Source organism: Streptomyces sp. NPDC058671, from assembly GCF_042716475.1.
Classification (GTDB): domain Bacteria; phylum Actinomycetota; class Actinomycetes; order Streptomycetales; family Streptomycetaceae; genus Streptomyces.
On sequence record NZ_JBHXSA010000034.1, the window covers coordinates 1 to 14,123 of the forward strand.

Annotated in this window: 12 protein-coding genes; 3 read left to right on the plus strand and 9 right to left on the minus strand. The window is 73.3% G+C overall.

The window, feature by feature from the left end:
- Positions 1-101: 101 nt before the first annotated feature.
- The 4 genes from fxsA to ACFWV2_RS30385 all read right to left on the minus strand — a co-directional run bounded on the left by fxsA (position 102) and on the right by ACFWV2_RS30385 (position 4,171).
- The gene (gene fxsA / locus ACFWV2_RS30370) at positions 102-695 is read right to left on the minus strand and encodes an FxsA family membrane protein (protein WP_384409825.1); all 594 of its coding nucleotides are present in this window, start codon (positions 693-695) and stop codon (positions 102-104) included.
- 82 nt (positions 696-777) lie between these two features.
- Positions 778-1,554, minus strand: coding sequence for a polyprenol monophosphomannose synthase (locus ACFWV2_RS30375; RefSeq protein WP_384409827.1), 777 nt, complete (start codon positions 1,552-1,554; stop codon positions 778-780).
- 475 nt (positions 1,555-2,029) lie between these two features.
- Positions 2,030-3,673: an amidohydrolase gene (locus ACFWV2_RS30380; RefSeq protein WP_384409829.1), complete on the minus strand. Its 1,644-nt coding sequence runs from the start codon at positions 3,671-3,673 to the stop codon at positions 2,030-2,032.
- A gap of 57 nt (positions 3,674-3,730) precedes the next feature.
- Positions 3,731-4,171, minus strand: coding sequence for an Lrp/AsnC family transcriptional regulator (locus ACFWV2_RS30385; protein ID WP_017242178.1), 441 nt, complete (start codon positions 4,169-4,171; stop codon positions 3,731-3,733).
- Between the two features lie 225 nt (positions 4,172-4,396).
- Here ACFWV2_RS30385 and ACFWV2_RS30390 point away from each other — a divergent pair, with 225 nt between their 5' ends.
- Positions 4,397-4,765: a hypothetical protein gene (locus ACFWV2_RS30390; RefSeq protein ID WP_360792723.1), complete on the plus strand. Its 369-nt coding sequence runs from the start codon at positions 4,397-4,399 to the stop codon at positions 4,763-4,765.
- Between the two features lie 499 nt (positions 4,766-5,264).
- Here ACFWV2_RS30390 and ACFWV2_RS30395 read toward each other — a convergent pair whose 3' ends face one another.
- From ACFWV2_RS30395 to ACFWV2_RS30405, 3 genes are all read right to left on the minus strand, one after another.
- Positions 5,265-6,446, minus strand: a complete 1,182-nt coding sequence (locus tag ACFWV2_RS30395; protein ID WP_384409831.1) for an acyl-CoA dehydrogenase family protein — start codon at positions 6,444-6,446, stop codon at positions 5,265-5,267.
- 140 nt (positions 6,447-6,586) lie between these two features.
- Positions 6,587-6,736: an SCO1431 family membrane protein gene (locus ACFWV2_RS30400; RefSeq protein WP_360792719.1), complete on the minus strand. Its 150-nt coding sequence runs from the start codon at positions 6,734-6,736 to the stop codon at positions 6,587-6,589.
- A gap of 74 nt (positions 6,737-6,810) precedes the next feature.
- Positions 6,811-8,223, minus strand: coding sequence for a peptidase C39 family protein (locus tag ACFWV2_RS30405; RefSeq protein WP_384409833.1), 1,413 nt, complete (start codon positions 8,221-8,223; stop codon positions 6,811-6,813).
- Between the two features lie 394 nt (positions 8,224-8,617).
- Between ACFWV2_RS30405 and ACFWV2_RS30410 the strand changes: the two genes are divergently transcribed.
- Together ACFWV2_RS30410 and ACFWV2_RS30415 are read left to right on the plus strand one after the other, a co-directional pair.
- Positions 8,618-9,247 (plus strand): uridine kinase, encoded by a 630-nt coding sequence (locus ACFWV2_RS30410; protein ID WP_384409835.1) that lies wholly within the window; start codon positions 8,618-8,620, stop codon positions 9,245-9,247.
- A gap of 308 nt (positions 9,248-9,555) precedes the next feature.
- Positions 9,556-11,475 carry an AAA family ATPase gene (locus tag ACFWV2_RS30415; RefSeq protein ID WP_384409837.1) on the plus strand — a complete coding sequence of 640 codons (1,920 nt, stop codon included), beginning with the start codon at positions 9,556-9,558 and terminating at the stop codon, positions 11,473-11,475.
- On the opposite strand, the gene ACFWV2_RS30420 is transcribed toward ACFWV2_RS30415, so the two are convergent.
- Both ACFWV2_RS30420 and ACFWV2_RS30425 read right to left on the minus strand, forming a co-directional pair.
- Positions 11,472-12,521 carry a hemolysin family protein gene (locus tag ACFWV2_RS30420; protein WP_384409839.1) on the minus strand — a complete coding sequence of 350 codons (1,050 nt, stop codon included), beginning with the start codon at positions 12,519-12,521 and terminating at the stop codon, positions 11,472-11,474. The genes ACFWV2_RS30415 and ACFWV2_RS30420 overlap by 4 nt on opposite strands.
- On the minus strand, positions 12,518-14,050 hold the full coding sequence (locus tag ACFWV2_RS30425; protein ID WP_384409841.1) for a CNNM domain-containing protein: 1,533 nt from the start codon (positions 14,048-14,050) through the stop codon (positions 12,518-12,520). Before ACFWV2_RS30425 ends, ACFWV2_RS30420 begins: the two co-directional genes overlap by 4 nt.
- Between the last annotated feature and the right edge of the window lie 73 nt (positions 14,051-14,123).

Below are 14,123 nucleotides of genomic sequence, written 5' to 3' on the forward strand. Positions count from 1 at the left end.
GTACACGCACTGTGTACCGGGCCCCGCGGCGTTTCCGTGCCTGCTGCCTCCGAGGGGACCAACCACTCCGGGTCGGACCCGTCGGTGACCAGGGAGGGACCTCAGGGAATGAGGGGCTTACGGGGCTCGTCGACCCCGTGCGGGCCCCTGGCGGCGTCCTCGCGGATGACCTCGCCCTGGACGACCTTGCCGTCCGGGTGGCGCAGGCGCGCCTGCTGGAAGGCGTCCTGGAGGCTGCCGGGAGGGGCGGCGCTGATCCGGCGCTCCGCCGCCCTGTCCGCGCGCCGCCCCAGGAAGGTGCGGACCGGAGGAACGAGCAGCAGCAGGCCGGCCGCGTCCGAGATCAGGCCGGGGAGCATCAGGAGGAGCCCACCGAGCATCAGGAAGCCGTTGCGGTCCTCCGCGGCGGCCCGGTCGGGCGCCTCGGGCATCACGCCGGTCCGGGCCGCCGCCTGGGCCTGCTGGAAGGTGGAGGTGAGGTTGCGGAAGGCGCGCCGCCCCGCCCGCTTCACGACGGCGGCGCCCAGCAGGGCACCGCCGACGAGCAGGGCGAAGACGGTCAGGCCGCCCGCCGCACCGGCCACCAGCGTGAGCAGCCAGATCTCCAGGACCAGCCAGGCGGCTACGCCGAGCGGAAGGAACGTGCGCGCGCGTGAGCGCTTCGGGGCGAGAGGAGGCGGTGCGCCGGTCGTCATGGTCACCAGTATGCCTGGGGCCCCGCCGGAACGTCGTAAAGATTGGATCAGGACGTGCGGTGACGGGTGGCGGGCAGGGGGATCAGGAAGGCTTGCGGCCGAGCATTCTGCCGACCTTCTCGGCCCGTGCCGACACGCCCCAGCCGGTGACCCGCCAGAGAGCCTCGACGACGATGTTCCGGCTCATCTTGGAGTCGCCGATCTCACGTTCCACGAAGGTGATCGGCACCTCGACCACATGGAAGCCGGCGGCGACCGCGCGGCGGGCCAGGTCGACCTGGAAGCAGTAGCCGGCGGATGCCACGTCCTCCAGGCCCAGGCCCTCCAGGGTCTCCTTGCGGAAGGCCCGGTAGCCGCCGGTGACGTCGCGGATCGGTACGTCCAGCATCACGCGCGAGTAGAGGCTGCCGCCGCGGGAGATGAACTCGCGGGACTTCGGCCAGTTCACGATGCGGCCGCCCGGCACCCAGCGGGAGCCGAGGACCAGGTCCGCGCCCTTGAGGGCGGTGAGCAGCCGCGGAAGCTCCTCGGGCTGGTGGGAGCCGTCGGCGTCCATCTCGACGAGGACGCCGTACCCGTGCTCGATGCCCCACCGGAAGCCGGCGAGGTAGGCGGCGCCCAGCCCCTCCTTGCCCTTGCGGTGCAGGACGTGCACATGGTCGTCGTCGGACGCGATCTCGTCCGCGAACTTGCCCGTGCCGTCAGGGCTGTTGTCGTCGGCGACGAGAACGTGCGCCTCGGGTACGGCTTCCCGCACCCGCGCGACGATCGGCTTGATGTTCTCCGCCTCGTTGTAGGTCGGAATGATCACCAAGGCCTTGCCGAGCGGGCCGAAACGCCTCTGGCCACCGTCGTTCACTACTGCCCCTTCGGATACAAACGCAGGCCCCCACCATAGCGAGGTCCTCGGAGTGCTCCGGCGCGGCGGTCGCCGGAGGGGGTACGGAGGGGGTAAGGGAAGCGCGGGCCAGGGGCGCCCGGCCCGGGTGCGGTGCGGTGCGGGGCCCGACGTCCTTCGGTCCGACCTGGGATCCGCTGGCTGCGGGTCGACCGAGAGCCGTTGTCTACTGAACGTCTGGGCCCCACCCGGGTCGCACCTTCCGCCGGAGAAACCTTCCCTCGCGGCCGAGGCGCGGGCGGCGTTCGGCGACGGCGAGGAGGCCGTCCGGTCGGACGTCCTGTGGTGGACGCGGAGAACCTACCCGCCCTTGGCGGTCGGCTGTCAATACCGGCTTGACCTGCGGATACGTGGCAAAAGGCCAGGCCGGAGGGGAAGATCCGCAGGTCGGGGACAAGCGTACGGACGAGGTCCCAAGGTCGGACATATCCCTACATCACTCGTTCGGCCGCACGAACACCGTCCGGCCGTGGACAACCGTACGAAGACAGACGGGAAGGTCGGCACCGGGGGACAGATCGGGCAGACCGGGCGTCCCTGAGCGGGGATCGGTCGACCACCGGGCCACCCGGTCGTCCGGGGCCTGGACGACGAGCTCCTCGGTGCGCCAGAGGGCGTAGTCGGCGGGGGCGCCGGGGACGAGCGTCCCGGCGTCGTCCCTGCCCACCGCCCGCCAGCCGCCCCTGGTGTGCGCGGTGAAGGCGGCCCGGACCGAGATGCGGTGCTCGGGAGTGCGGTGGAAGGCGGCGGCCCGGACGGCGCCCCAGGGGTCGAGGGGGGTGACCGGGCTGTCGGAACCGAAGGCCAGCGGCACACCGGCGCGCAGGAGCGCCGCGTACGGGTTGAGCGTGCGGGCCCGCTCGACACCGAGCCGGTCGGCGTACATGCCCTCCTCACCGCCCCAGAGAGCGTCGAAAGCGGGCTGGACCGAGGCCGTGAGGCCGAGCTCGGCGAAGGCGGCGATCGTCTCGGGGGTGAGCATCTCCACGTGCTCGACGCGATGCCTCGCGGCCCTGATCCTGGCCAGGCCGAGCTTCTCGGCGGCGGCCCTGACGCCGTCGACGACGGCGGTCACGGCGGCGTCCCCGATGGCGTGGAAGCCCGCCTGGAGGCCCGCCTCGGTGCAGGCCGTGACGTGGAGCGCGACGGCCGCCGCGTCCAGGTGGGCGGCGCCCGCGTGTCCGGCGTCGGCGTGGTCGGCGTACGGCTCGTGGAGGCAGGCCGTGTGGGAGCCGAGGGAGCCGTCGGCGAAGAGGTCGCCGGCCGCGCCGAGGGCGCCGAGAGCGCGGGCCCGCTCGATGTCCAGATCGGCCCAGTAGCCGACGACCCGGGGCCCCGGCTCGTCGCGGGCCAGGTCCAGGAGACCGGTGAAGTCCTCCTCGGAGGAGATCTGCGGGCCGCCGCACTCGTGCAGCGTGCCGATGCCGAGGGACGCGGCCCGGGCGCGGGCGGCCCGCTGGGCCTCGGTGCGCTGACCGGCCGAGACGGCACCGAAGGCGGCGGCGCGCACGGCGTGGTGGGCGTCGCCCGTGAGCGGTCGCTGTCCGTCGTGGAAGCCGTCCAGGTCACGGACGCCGGGCACGAGGTCGAGGAGCGCGGTGGTGACGACGGCCGAGTGGACGTCGATACGGGTGAGGTAGAGCGGGCGTCCCCCGGTGAGTTCGTCGAGTTCGGCGCGGGTGAGCGGCCGGCGTTCGGGCCAGCGGGAGGCGTCCCAGCCGTGGCCGATGAGGATGCGGTCCTCGGGGCGGGCGGCGGCGTGGGCGCGGATCGAATCCGCCGCCCCGGCCAGGGAGGCGGCGGCGGAGAGGTCGAGCCCGGTGAGGGCGAATCCGGTGGCCGTGGTGTGCACATGGGCGTCGACGAACGCCGGGGTGACGAGCGCGCCCTCCAGGTCGACCACCTCGTCCACCCCGGAGGCGAAGGCGTCGGCCGCACCCTCCGAACCGACCCAGGCGACGTGCCCGCGCTCCACCACCATGGCGGTGGCGAACGGATCGGCGGGGCTGTGGACCTCTCCACCGCGCAGCAGCACGGTGCGGTGGTCGGCGGGAGACGCGACAGGCAGGGACTCACTCATGCGACCAGGCTATGACCTGGCCGGACCCGGTTTGCCCGGCAGGTCCCCCACGGGGTGTCAGATGCGCGGCGGCCTGGCCTCGTACGGCGTGGACAGGACCACGGTCGTACGGCTGGAGACGCCGGCCTGGGAGCGGATGCGGCTGAGCAGGTGCTCCAGCTCCAGCGGGGTGGCGACGCGGACCTTCAGGATGTAGTTCTCGTCGCCGGCGACACTGTGACAGGCCTCGATCTCCGGGATGTCGGCGAGCCGGTCGGGGGTGTCGTCGGGGGCGCTGGGGTCGAAGGGTTTGACCGAGATGAAGGCGGTCAGCGGAAGGCCCACGGCCTCCGGGTCGACGACGGCCGCGTAGCCGCGGATGACTCCGCGCTGCTCCAGACGGCGGACACGCTGATGCACCGCCGACGTGGACAGGCCCGTGGCCTTGCCCAGGTCGGTGTAGCTCATGCGCCCGTCCTTGACGAGCAATTCGACGATCTGACGATCCAGCTCCTCCATGCGGTGACCCTATTGCGCCCGGCGGCAAGGGGCACCGTCGGGGCGGCCGCTATCGGCCGGTATGGGCGGCCGTGGGAACTCCCACGAAGGGCATGTGACGAACGCCACATCCGTGCGTCCGTCCTCGGGTACTGCCACACGATTATGCGGACGGCCGCATGGGAAGTGCTTGCTGTGGTCGAGGCCGTACAGAGCCGGCCGACCCACCCGAGGGGGAGATTCTCCATGCAGGAGCCTGTTGATTCGGTCGACACGTCCGACGAACTCGACGCGTACGACACCTTTGAGATGTTCCGGGTCGTCTGCCCGGAGTGCGCGCAGCCCATCGCGCTGCTCGCGGACGAGGACGCGCTGCCCGAGCACGCGCTGTGCCCCACGCCGTGGAACCCCTTCGTCCTGACGGTCTGCCCGGGCACGGGCCTGTCGGCGACCGAGGCGCGTCCGGCCGACGACACCCTGGAGGTCCAGGAACAGGACACGGCCCTGCTCCTGACGCTCCCCCAGGGCCTCGACTGGCGTAGGCAGCCCTTCTCCCACGTCGGCGGTCCGGGCTCGCGCCCGATCCGGGTGCCGCAGATGCGACGCGCGGCCTAGGCTCCCTCTGCGGATCGGTCGGACCGGGCCCGGTGCCGGGTACGGAACGGACCCGGCACCGGGCCCGAGGACGACGCCGACACCGACACCGACGCCGACGCCGTCCACCGGGTACCGGGCGAACTGCCGCACGAATCCGTGCGGGGGTGACCCCGGCCGCCGGGGCGCGTTGGTTCGGGTATGACCACGCTGTACACCACTCCCAGCGGTTTCGGTCGGCACCGGCAGGCCGCGCCGCGCCTTGAAGAATCGGTTCCTCGCGCGGCACCCGCCCCCCTGCCCGCACGGACTCCGACCGCCCCGGCGCCGACCCCGGCCCCGACGCCCGTCCCCGTACCGGCGCAGACGGCGGTTCCGCCCCGTGTCCCCGCCGATCCGCCCATCTTCCGGGCCGTCCTCTCCCTCTGGGCGAGCGAGGGCCGCACCCTCCCGGGCCACCGCGACCACGAGTGGGCCCGGCTCGCCGCCGGTCCTGTCTGGGCCGACCGCACCGTACGCGTCAGCGGGATTCTGGTCCGACCAGGTGACGGGCGATGACCATGCGCTGGATCTGATTGGTCCCCTCGACGATCTGGAGCATCTTCGCCTCACGGAGATACCGCTCCACGGGGAAGTCCGCCGTGTAGCCGTACCCGCCCAGCACCTGCACCGCGTCCGTCGTGACCTGCATGACGGCGTCCGTGCAGAAGAGCTTGGCCATCGCCGCGCACCGGCCGAAGGGCCGCCCCTCGTCCCTGAGCCGCGCCGCCTCCAGGTACAGCGCCCGGCCCGCCTCGATCCGGGTCGCCATGTCCGCGAGGAGGAAGCGGAGCCCCTGGAAGTCGGCGATCGGCCGGCCGAACTGGCGGCGCTCCCGCGCGTACGCGACCGCCTCGTCCAGGGCCGCCTGCCCGAGCCCGACCGCGCAGGCGGCGATGCCGAGCCGCCCCGAGTCCAGCGCGTCGAGCGCGAGGGCGAAACCCTGCCCCTCCGCGCCGAGGCGCCGCGCGTCGGGGACCCGTACACCGTCGAAGTGGAGCTGCGCGGTGGGCGAACCCGACATGCCCATCTTCCGCTCGGGCGGGGCGGCGCTCAGCCCCGGCGCGTCGCCCGGCACCAGAAAGGCGGTGATCCCCCGCGCTCCGGCACCGCCCGTACGGGCCATGACCGTGCAGAAGTCCGCGATCCCGCCGTGGGTGATCCAGGCCTTGGTGCCGTCGATCACCCAGTCGCCGTCCTCGCCGTCACGGACGGCCCGGGTGCGCAGCGCCGCCGCGTCCGATCCGGCGGAGGGCTCGGAGAGGCAGTACGCGCCGAGGAGGCCGCCGCCCAGCATGGCGGGCAGATGGGCGGCCCGCTGCTCGTCGGTGCCGAAGCGGGCGAGCGCGTGGCAGGCGAGGGTGTGGACGCTGACCCCGAGTCCCACGGTCAGCCGGGCGGCGGCGAGCTCTTCCAGGACCTGGAGATAGACCTCGTACGGCTGGCCGCCCCCTCCGTACCGGGGGTCGTAGGGCAGCCCGAGAAGTCCGGAGCGGGACAGCAGCGCGAACAGCTCGCGAGGGAAACGTCCGGCGGCCTCCTCCTCGGCGGCACTGGGAGCGATCTCCCGCCGGGCGATGTCACGCGTCAGGGCGAGCAGCTCGCGGGCCTCGTCGCTGGGCAGCCGGCGCTCGACACCGTCCGCGTTCCTCTCGGCTGCCATGGCCGGGCACTCCTCCCTGCCGGGCGCGGGAGTGCCGCGCGCGGGGTCGCGGGGAGTATGCCCGCTCGGGGGCCGACGATCACGTCGGCCCCCGACCCGTCACACGGACGCCCGCCGAAGGCCCCGGCACGGTCCTCCGGCTACATGAGGCCGGCCCGGGTGACGAGCACGGCGAGCAGCACGACGAGGGTCCAGCCGAGGACGTGCTCGAGGACCTTGGGCCCCTTGTCGTCCTCGGGACCGCCCGTCCGGGCGCGGAACAGGAGGCGGGAGTGGGTGGTGGAGGTCATGGCGACCACCTTGCGGTACGGGCACGGCCCCGGAATAGGACGTCCGTCACGTCCCGCAGGGGCCGTGCACCGCGTCAGACGATGCCGAGGGCCGCGAGAGCCTTGCGCTGCGCGGGCGAGGGGCGCTCGGGGAAGTAGAGGTAACAGACCCCTCCTGTGCCGGAGACCACTTTGCCGCTCGCGTTGTGGCGCTTGGTGCGCAGCCAGATGTTCTCCCACTCGCGCCGCCGGTAGACGCGGCGCACGGCCTCGTTGGTGGGGGAGGCGGGGTCGTTGGCGATGATGTCGCCTTCCGGCGTGAAGCCGATGACGGTCATCAGGTGGCCCGCCGTGCCGTAGCCGGCGCCCGTCAGCTCCTCCTTGCGGAAGGACTGGGACGTGATGGCGGGGATGCCGGCCAGGACCAGGCTCTCCAGCTCGGTGAGGGAGCGCAGTCGGGTGACCACGGCGTTCATGTCGGGGTAGGTGGCCGCGTAGGCCGCGTTGAAGGGCCAGTTGCCGCAGCCCTGGTACTGGTGGTCGTAGGTGAAGCGGGCCGCGTGGCAGACCTGGGGGTCGTCGAAGGCGGGGTTCACCCAGGCCAGGTCCTCCGCCGAGGGCCCTCGCCCCCAGTACTCGATGATCATCTGGGAGGAGGTGGGGCTGCACCAGGCCTCGCCGCCGTTGTCGTACTCGGGGTACTGCCCGACGTGGGTGTTCTGCGAGTAGCGCGGCACGGGCAGCTCGTGGGCGGGGCCCGGCGCGGTCGCCGGGACCGTGAAGCGGTCCGGGATGTCCGAGGCCATCGCGCCCAGTCGCCAGACCGTGGGGGTGAGGGTGCTCCCCGGGGTGCGGTACAGCGTCAGGCGCAGCCGGTACGCGACCAGCCGCAGTCCGCTCGCCGCGTCGTCGATCGCGAAGGTGTCGGTCCACACGGTGCTCCGGCCGTCGGTCTGGTCGTCGACCGAGGTGCGCAGGATGTCGCCGTCGCCGGAGGCCCAGCGGCCCAGGACGTACCACGGGGTGGCGGTGGCGTCGGAGTACGTGCCCGACAGCTCGACCTGGAGCCAGGTGCCCGCCGGGGTGTGGGCGTTCCAGGAGGCGATGACCTCGGTGGCGGGAACGGCCGGGGTGTGGACGGGCGAGGTCCAGCTCGCGTACTCCCAGGCGGAGGTCCGGCCGGTGTGCGGGTCGGTGTAGTCGGTGCGTCCGGCGGGGGTGTCGAGGACGAGGCCCGGGCGGCGCCCGGCGACCGCCCTGGTACCGGCGGCGGCGCCGCATCTCCAGTCCGTGTACGAGGACCAGAAGCGGTTGTCGACGAGGCCGGGGGCGCGCCCCGGCGCGGCGGACGCGTCGCAGTCGGGGACGGAGGAACGGGCGCACTCGGGGGCGGCGGAGGAGGAAGCCGCCACGGCCGGGACGGCGGTGGCGGCCGTGGCGGCAGTTCCGGCCGCCGCGAGGGCGGCGGCGAGGACGGTTCTGCGCGGAGTGGAGCTGGAGCTGGTCATGGGCGGTGACCCCCAGTCGAGAACGGCGGGCGTACGGACCTGTGGACGCGCGGGTGGGCCCGTGGGCGGGCGTCCGGCACGTCGGGCAGCGGAGCGTTCGGAGGCGTGTGGGCTGAAGGCGTAGGAGCCGTCGGCGCACGGGCGGAACGGGCCGCGCGGGCCGGGACGTACGAGCCTTGGACGCAGGTGCCGTCGGCGTACGAGCGTTGGACGTACGAGCCGACGGCATACGGACTTCGGGCGTACGGACCGGGCCGCGCGGGCCCCACTATCGCGCGCGGGACCGGGCTCCGCCAGCACTTCGCGCCGCGTCGCCGCACCAATATTGGTCTTCACCACTGGCGGCGGTACCTTCCTGACCTGCGACGGTCCCCCTCCCCCTACCCTGGGCCCCATGGACGACCTCGACCGCGCCGCGCGCGCCCTGCTCCGGTTGCCGCCCTCCTGCGGACCGGTCCGGCTGATCGGGGTCGACGGGCACGCGGGCTCCGGCAAGTCGACCCTGGCGGCCCGGCTCTCCGCCGCCCTCGGAGACGCGCCCGTGCTCCACCTCGACGACCTCGCCACGCACGAGGAGCTGTTCGCGTGGGACGGCCGGCTGCGTGAGCAGGTCATCGATCCCCTTTCGCGGGGCGAGACGGCGTCCTACCGCCCGTACGACTGGCGGCTGCGGCGCTTCGGCGAGGGGCGGACACTGGCCCCTGCCCCCGTCGTGCTCGTCGAGGGCGTCGGCGCGGGCCGGCAGGTGGTGCGGCCGTTCCTGGCATGGCTGTTGTGGATGGAGCGCGGTCCCGAGGAGTCCTGGGCGCGGGGGCGCCACCGGGACGGTCCGGAGCAGGCGGCCTTCTGGGACGGCTGGACCGTGGCGGAGACTCGCCATTTCACCGAGGACCCCTCCCGGCCTCACGCGGACACCCTGGTACGGGAGTGTCCGACGGGGTACGACTGGCTTCCCGGTCCCGGTGTGGCAGCGGGCGCGGACCAGATCGTCACGTACCGTGACGGCTTCATGTCCGTGAACTGAAGGGCCGAAAGTCCGCTTTCGCAAGTGCCTCGACGCCGCTTGACCCACGGGGCGTAGAGGTCTTACGTTCTGAATGTGCGGCTTTTCGGAGCCGCCGCGGACACGAAGCCCCCGGTTGTTCCCCCGTGATCGGGGGCTTCGTTCTGCTCTCAGGGCCCCCTTCGGGGCCCTTCACGGCCCCTGCCGCTCACCCAGTGTCACCACTTCCGGATCATGCGCTTCTCCTTAAGCGTGCACCCCCTGCGCAGGTACGATGCCCCCAGGTGCGGTCAAATCCCGTCCATGCGAAGACGGTTGTGGGGGACCCGATGGACATCGGCACACAGGGCGCGCAGGCCCCCGCCGAACTGGCCTGGCTGCGCGGAGTCGACGCCTACACGATGGGCGCCTATCCGCAGGCGGAGGACGAGTTCCGGACGGCGGTACGCATCGACCCCGGGATGGCGGACGCCTGGCTCGGGCTGCACGCGCTCCGGGTCGACACCACGACCGCGCTGCTGCGCATGTACCGCAGCCGCGACCGCTTCGGCGAACAGCGGGCCAGGTACCGGCGCACCCTCAACTCCTGGTACTGGCTGGGCTGGTGGGTGCAGCCGATCCTGGAGAGCCCGCGCGACCTGCTGCTCGCGCACGCCTCCCACTGGCTCGACGGGCGTCACGTACCGGAGCTCGACCGCGCCCTCGCGGGACTCCCCCCGGTCGACACCGACCCCCAGGTGCGCTTCCTGCACGCCTGCCGTGCCTACCTCGTCAAGGACTGGGACCAGCTCGTCCGGCACACCGAGACCCTCGTCGACGACCCGCTGCTCGGCATCGAGGCCGGTCTGTTCGGCGGCATGGCACGGGTCCGTCTGGAGATGTACGGCCAGGCGGAACCGCTCCTCTCGGCCTCGCTGATGCGGTGCCGCAGCGAGCAGCCCCAGCGCAAGGAGCTGCGCTACTGGCTGGCCCGCGCCCACGAGGGCACCGGGCGCAGCGCCGCCGCCCTGCCGCTCTACCGGGCCGTGCACCGGATCGATCCGGCCTTCATGGACACGGCCGCGCGGCTCGCCACGATCGCCGAGTACGACGGCTTCGAGGGGTACGACGGCGTGGACGACCCGGCCGGCCTCGCGACGGTCGCCCTCGGCACCGTCGGCGGGGGCCTCGGGCAGGAAGCCGGGGACACCCCGCCCGGCACCGACCCCGACCCCGGGCCGCTGGGCGACGGACTGCTGCTCGCGCCCGAGCCCGTACCGCCGGCGGCGCCGGTCACGCCGCCGGAGCCCGTACGGCAGAAGGCCTCCCTTCCCGCCCAGCCGCTGCCACCGCGCTTCCCCGAGGGCCCCACCGATCCGGCGCTGCTCGCGGAGGCCCTCGCCGAGCTGGAGGGCATGGTCGGCATGGAGCCGGTGAAACGGCAGGTCAAGGCGTTGTCGGCGCAGCTGGAGATGGCGCGGCTGCGCGCCGGGCAGGGCCTTCCGGTCCAGCCGCCCAAGCGCCACTTCGTCTTCTCCGGACCGTCGGGGACCGGGAAGACCACGGTGGCCCGCATCCTCGGCCGGGTCTTCTACGCCCTCGGTCTCCTCGGCGGGGACCATCTGGTGGAGGCCCAGCGGGCCGACCTGGTGGGCGAGTTCCTCGGGCAGACGGCGGTCAAGGCCAACGAGCTGATCGACTCGGCGGTCGGCGGGGTCCTCTTCGTGGACGAGGCGTACGCGCTCTCCAACACCGGCTACAGCAAGGGCGACGCCTACGGGGACGAGGCCCTTCAGGTCCTCCTCAAGCGGGCCGAGGACAACCGCGACCACCTCGTGGTCATCCTGGCCGGCTACCCCGAGGGAATGGACCGGCTGCTCAGCACCAACCCGGGGCTCTCCTCCCGGTTCACCACCCGGGTCGACTTCCCCTCGTACCGCCCTCCGGAACTGACCGCGATCGGCGAGGTGCTCGCGGCGGCCAACGGCGACGGCTGGGACGACGAGGCCCGCGAGGAGCTGCGCTCGATCAGCGGACACGTCGTCGAGCAGGGCTGGATCGACGAGCTGGGCAACGGACGTTTCCTGCGCACGCTGTACGAGAAGTCCTGCGCCTACCGGGACCTGCGGCTCTCCGGATGGCCCAGCACGCCGACCCGGGAGGACCTCGCCACCCTCCGGCTCGCCGACCTGATGCAGGCGTACGGCGAGGTCCTGTCGGGCCGCGGTCCGGTCGACCGCGGCCCGCGGCAGGAGCCGCCGGGGTACTAGACGGACGCCGTACGCGCTGTCCGCACCCGGTGCGCGGGGTCACGGACCTCACCCACCAGCATTTCCAGGACGTCCTCCAGGGCGACGAGGCCGAGCACCCGGCCCGAGCCGTCCGCGACCTGGCCCAGATGGGTGGCCGCGCGGCGCATCACGGTCAGGGCGTCGTCGAGGGGCAGTTCCGCGCGGAGCGTCGCCATCGGCCGCCACAGCCGCGGCGGCACCGGCCGCTCCCGTTCCTCCAGGTCCAGGACGTCCTTCACGTGCACGAACCCCGTGAAGCCGGCCCCCGCGTCGGCCCGGACCGGGAAGCGCGAGTACCCGGTGCGTACGGTCAGCTCCTCGATCTCCCGTGGGGTGACCGTCGGCGGGACGGTGACCAGGGAGGCCGGGGCGATGAGGACGTCCGTCACCGGGCGCGTGCCCAGTTCGAGGGCGTCCTCCAGGCGCTCCTGCTCGGCCGGGTCGAGCAGGCCCGCCTGTCCCGCGTCCTCGACGAGGCGACCCAGCTGGGCGCGGGTGAAGACCGCCTCCACCTCGTCCTTCGGCTCCACCCCGAACGCCCGCAGGACGAGCCGGGCGCAGGCGCCGAGCGCGGCCGTCACCGGACGGCAGAGCCGGGCGAAGGCCACCAGGGTCGGGGAGAGCCAGAGCGCGGTCCGCTCGGGCGCGGCCATCGCCAGGTTCTTCGGGACCATCTCGCCGATGACGAGGTGGAGGAAGACGACCGCGGCGAGGGCGATGACGTACCCGAGCGGATGGATGAGCCCCTCGGGGACGCCGACCGCGTGGAAGACGGGTTCGAGGAGACGGGCGACGGTCGGCTCGGCGACGGCGCCGAGCGTCAGGGAGCAGACGGTGATGCCGAACTGGGCGGCCGCCATCATCTGCGGCAGGTTCTCCAGCCCGTACAGGACCTGCTTGGCACGGGCATCGCCGAGTGGCTCGATCTGGCTGCGCCGGACGGAGACGAGCGCGAACTCGGCTCCGACGAAGAAGCCGTTGGCCAGGACGAGGAGGACGGCGAAGAGAAGCGGAAGGGTGCTCATCGGACGCCCTCCGAGACCAGCGGGGCGGGCGCGGGCACGGGCACCGGTCCCGCGACGGGGACCCGACGCGTGCCCGGGCCGGGGCCCGGGGCGGGGCTGGTAGCCGGGTCCGCGTCCGGGGCGGGGTCCGTGGCCGGGACCGCGTCCGGGGCAGAGCCCGTAGCCGGGACCGGGTCCGGGGCAGAGCCCGTAGCCGGGACCGGGTCCGTGCCCGCGACCGGGTCCGCCCGGACGAGGTGGACGCGCTCGGCGCGGTAGCGGTCGACCTGGCGTACCGAGAGGCGCCAGCCGGGGAGTTCGGCGCGGTCGCCCGGGGCGGGGATGCGCCCGAGGAGATCGGCGACGAGCCCGGCGACGGTCTCGTACGGCCCGTCGGGCACGTCGAGGCCTATCCGGCGCAGGGTGTGGACCCGGCAGGAGCCGTCGGCGTCCCAGGCGGGCCGGCCGTCCTCGGCGGGGGCGGCGGCCAGTTCCGGCCGCCCGTCGCTCACGGTGTCGTGCTCGTCGCGGACCTCGCCGACGAGTTCCTCGACGATGTCCTCCAGGGTGACGACCCCGGCCGTACCGCCGTACTCGTCGACGACCACCGCGATCGGCTGCTCGCGGCGCAGCCGCTCCAGGAGGGTCTGGGCGGGCAGCGACTCGGGCACGAGGAGCGGCGGGACCGCGATCCGGCCGACGGGGGTGCGCGGCCGGGCGGGCGGGTCGACGGCGAGCGCGTCCTTGAGGTGGACCATGCCGACGATCTCGTCGATGCGGTCGCGGTAGACCGGGAAGCGCGAGAGACCGGTGGCCCGGGTGAGGTTGAGGACGTCGGCCGCGGTGGCGTCCCACTGCAGGGCGCTCACCTTCACGCGCGGGGTCATCACCTGCTCGGCGGTGAGTCCGCCGAGGGACAGGGTCCGTACGAAGAGGTCCGCGGTGTCCTGTTCGAGGGCGCCGGCCAGGGCGGAGTGCCGGGCCAGGGAGACCAGCTCACCGGGGGTGCGGACGGAGTCCAGCTCCTCGGTGGGCTCGACGCCCAGGAGCCGCACCAGATGGTTGGCGACCCGGTTCAGGAGGGAGATCACCGGCCGGAAGACGGCCGAGAAGCAGCGCTGCGGGGTGGCCACGAAGCGGGCCACCTGGAGCGGCCGTGAGACCGCCCAGTTCTTCGGTACGAGCTCGCCGACCACCATCTGGACGGCGGAGGCGAGCAGCATGCCGATCACCACCGCGATCCCGGAGACGGCCCCTTCGGGCAGTCCGGTCGCGGTGAGCGGGCCGTGCAGCAGTCCGGCGAGCGCGGGCTCGGCGAGCATGCCGACGACGAGGGAGGTGAGCGTGATGCCCAGTTGGGTGCCGGAGAGCTGGAAGGACAGCTCGCGCAGGGCGGCGACGACGGTGCGGGCGCGCCGGTCGCCGGTGGCCGCGGCCCGTTCGGCCTCGGCGCGCTCGACGGTCACGAGGCCGAACTCGGCGGCCACGAAGAAGCCGTTGGCGAGGATGAGGACGAAGGCCGCGACGAGCAGCAGAAGGGAGACGATCATGCCGCCGCCTCCGGGAAGGGGGCGACGCGGGTACTACCGGACGATCCGTCCATTGCTGGAGGGAGTCACTCCT

Excerpts from the sequence above, each read along its gene's own strand:
- ACFWV2_RS30395 (WP_384409831.1), bottom strand. The coding sequence starts at position 6,446 with ATGGCAGCCGAGAGGAACGCGGACGGTGTCGAGCGCCGGCTGCCCAGC.
- ACFWV2_RS30380 (WP_384409829.1), bottom strand. The coding sequence starts at position 3,673 with ATGAGTGAGTCCCTGCCTGTCGCGTCTCCCGCCGACCACCGCACCGTG.
- ACFWV2_RS30405 (WP_384409833.1), bottom strand. The coding sequence starts at position 8,223 with ATGACCAGCTCCAGCTCCACTCCGCGCAGAACCGTCCTCGCCGCCGCC.
- fxsA (WP_384409825.1), bottom strand. The coding sequence starts at position 695 with ATGACGACCGGCGCACCGCCTCCTCTCGCCCCGAAGCGCTCACGCGCG.
- ACFWV2_RS30385 (WP_017242178.1), bottom strand. The coding sequence starts at position 4,171 with ATGGAGGAGCTGGATCGTCAGATCGTCGAATTGCTCGTCAAGGACGGG.
- ACFWV2_RS30425 (WP_384409841.1), bottom strand. The coding sequence starts at position 14,050 with ATGATCGTCTCCCTTCTGCTGCTCGTCGCGGCCTTCGTCCTCATCCTC.
- ACFWV2_RS30415 (WP_384409837.1), top strand. The coding sequence starts at position 9,556 with ATGGACATCGGCACACAGGGCGCGCAGGCCCCCGCCGAACTGGCCTGG.
- ACFWV2_RS30400 (WP_360792719.1), bottom strand. The coding sequence starts at position 6,736 with ATGACCTCCACCACCCACTCCCGCCTCCTGTTCCGCGCCCGGACGGGC.
- ACFWV2_RS30420 (WP_384409839.1), bottom strand. The coding sequence starts at position 12,521 with ATGAGCACCCTTCCGCTTCTCTTCGCCGTCCTCCTCGTCCTGGCCAAC.
- ACFWV2_RS30410 (WP_384409835.1), top strand. The coding sequence starts at position 8,618 with ATGGACGACCTCGACCGCGCCGCGCGCGCCCTGCTCCGGTTGCCGCCC.
- ACFWV2_RS30390 (WP_360792723.1), top strand. The coding sequence starts at position 4,397 with ATGCAGGAGCCTGTTGATTCGGTCGACACGTCCGACGAACTCGACGCG.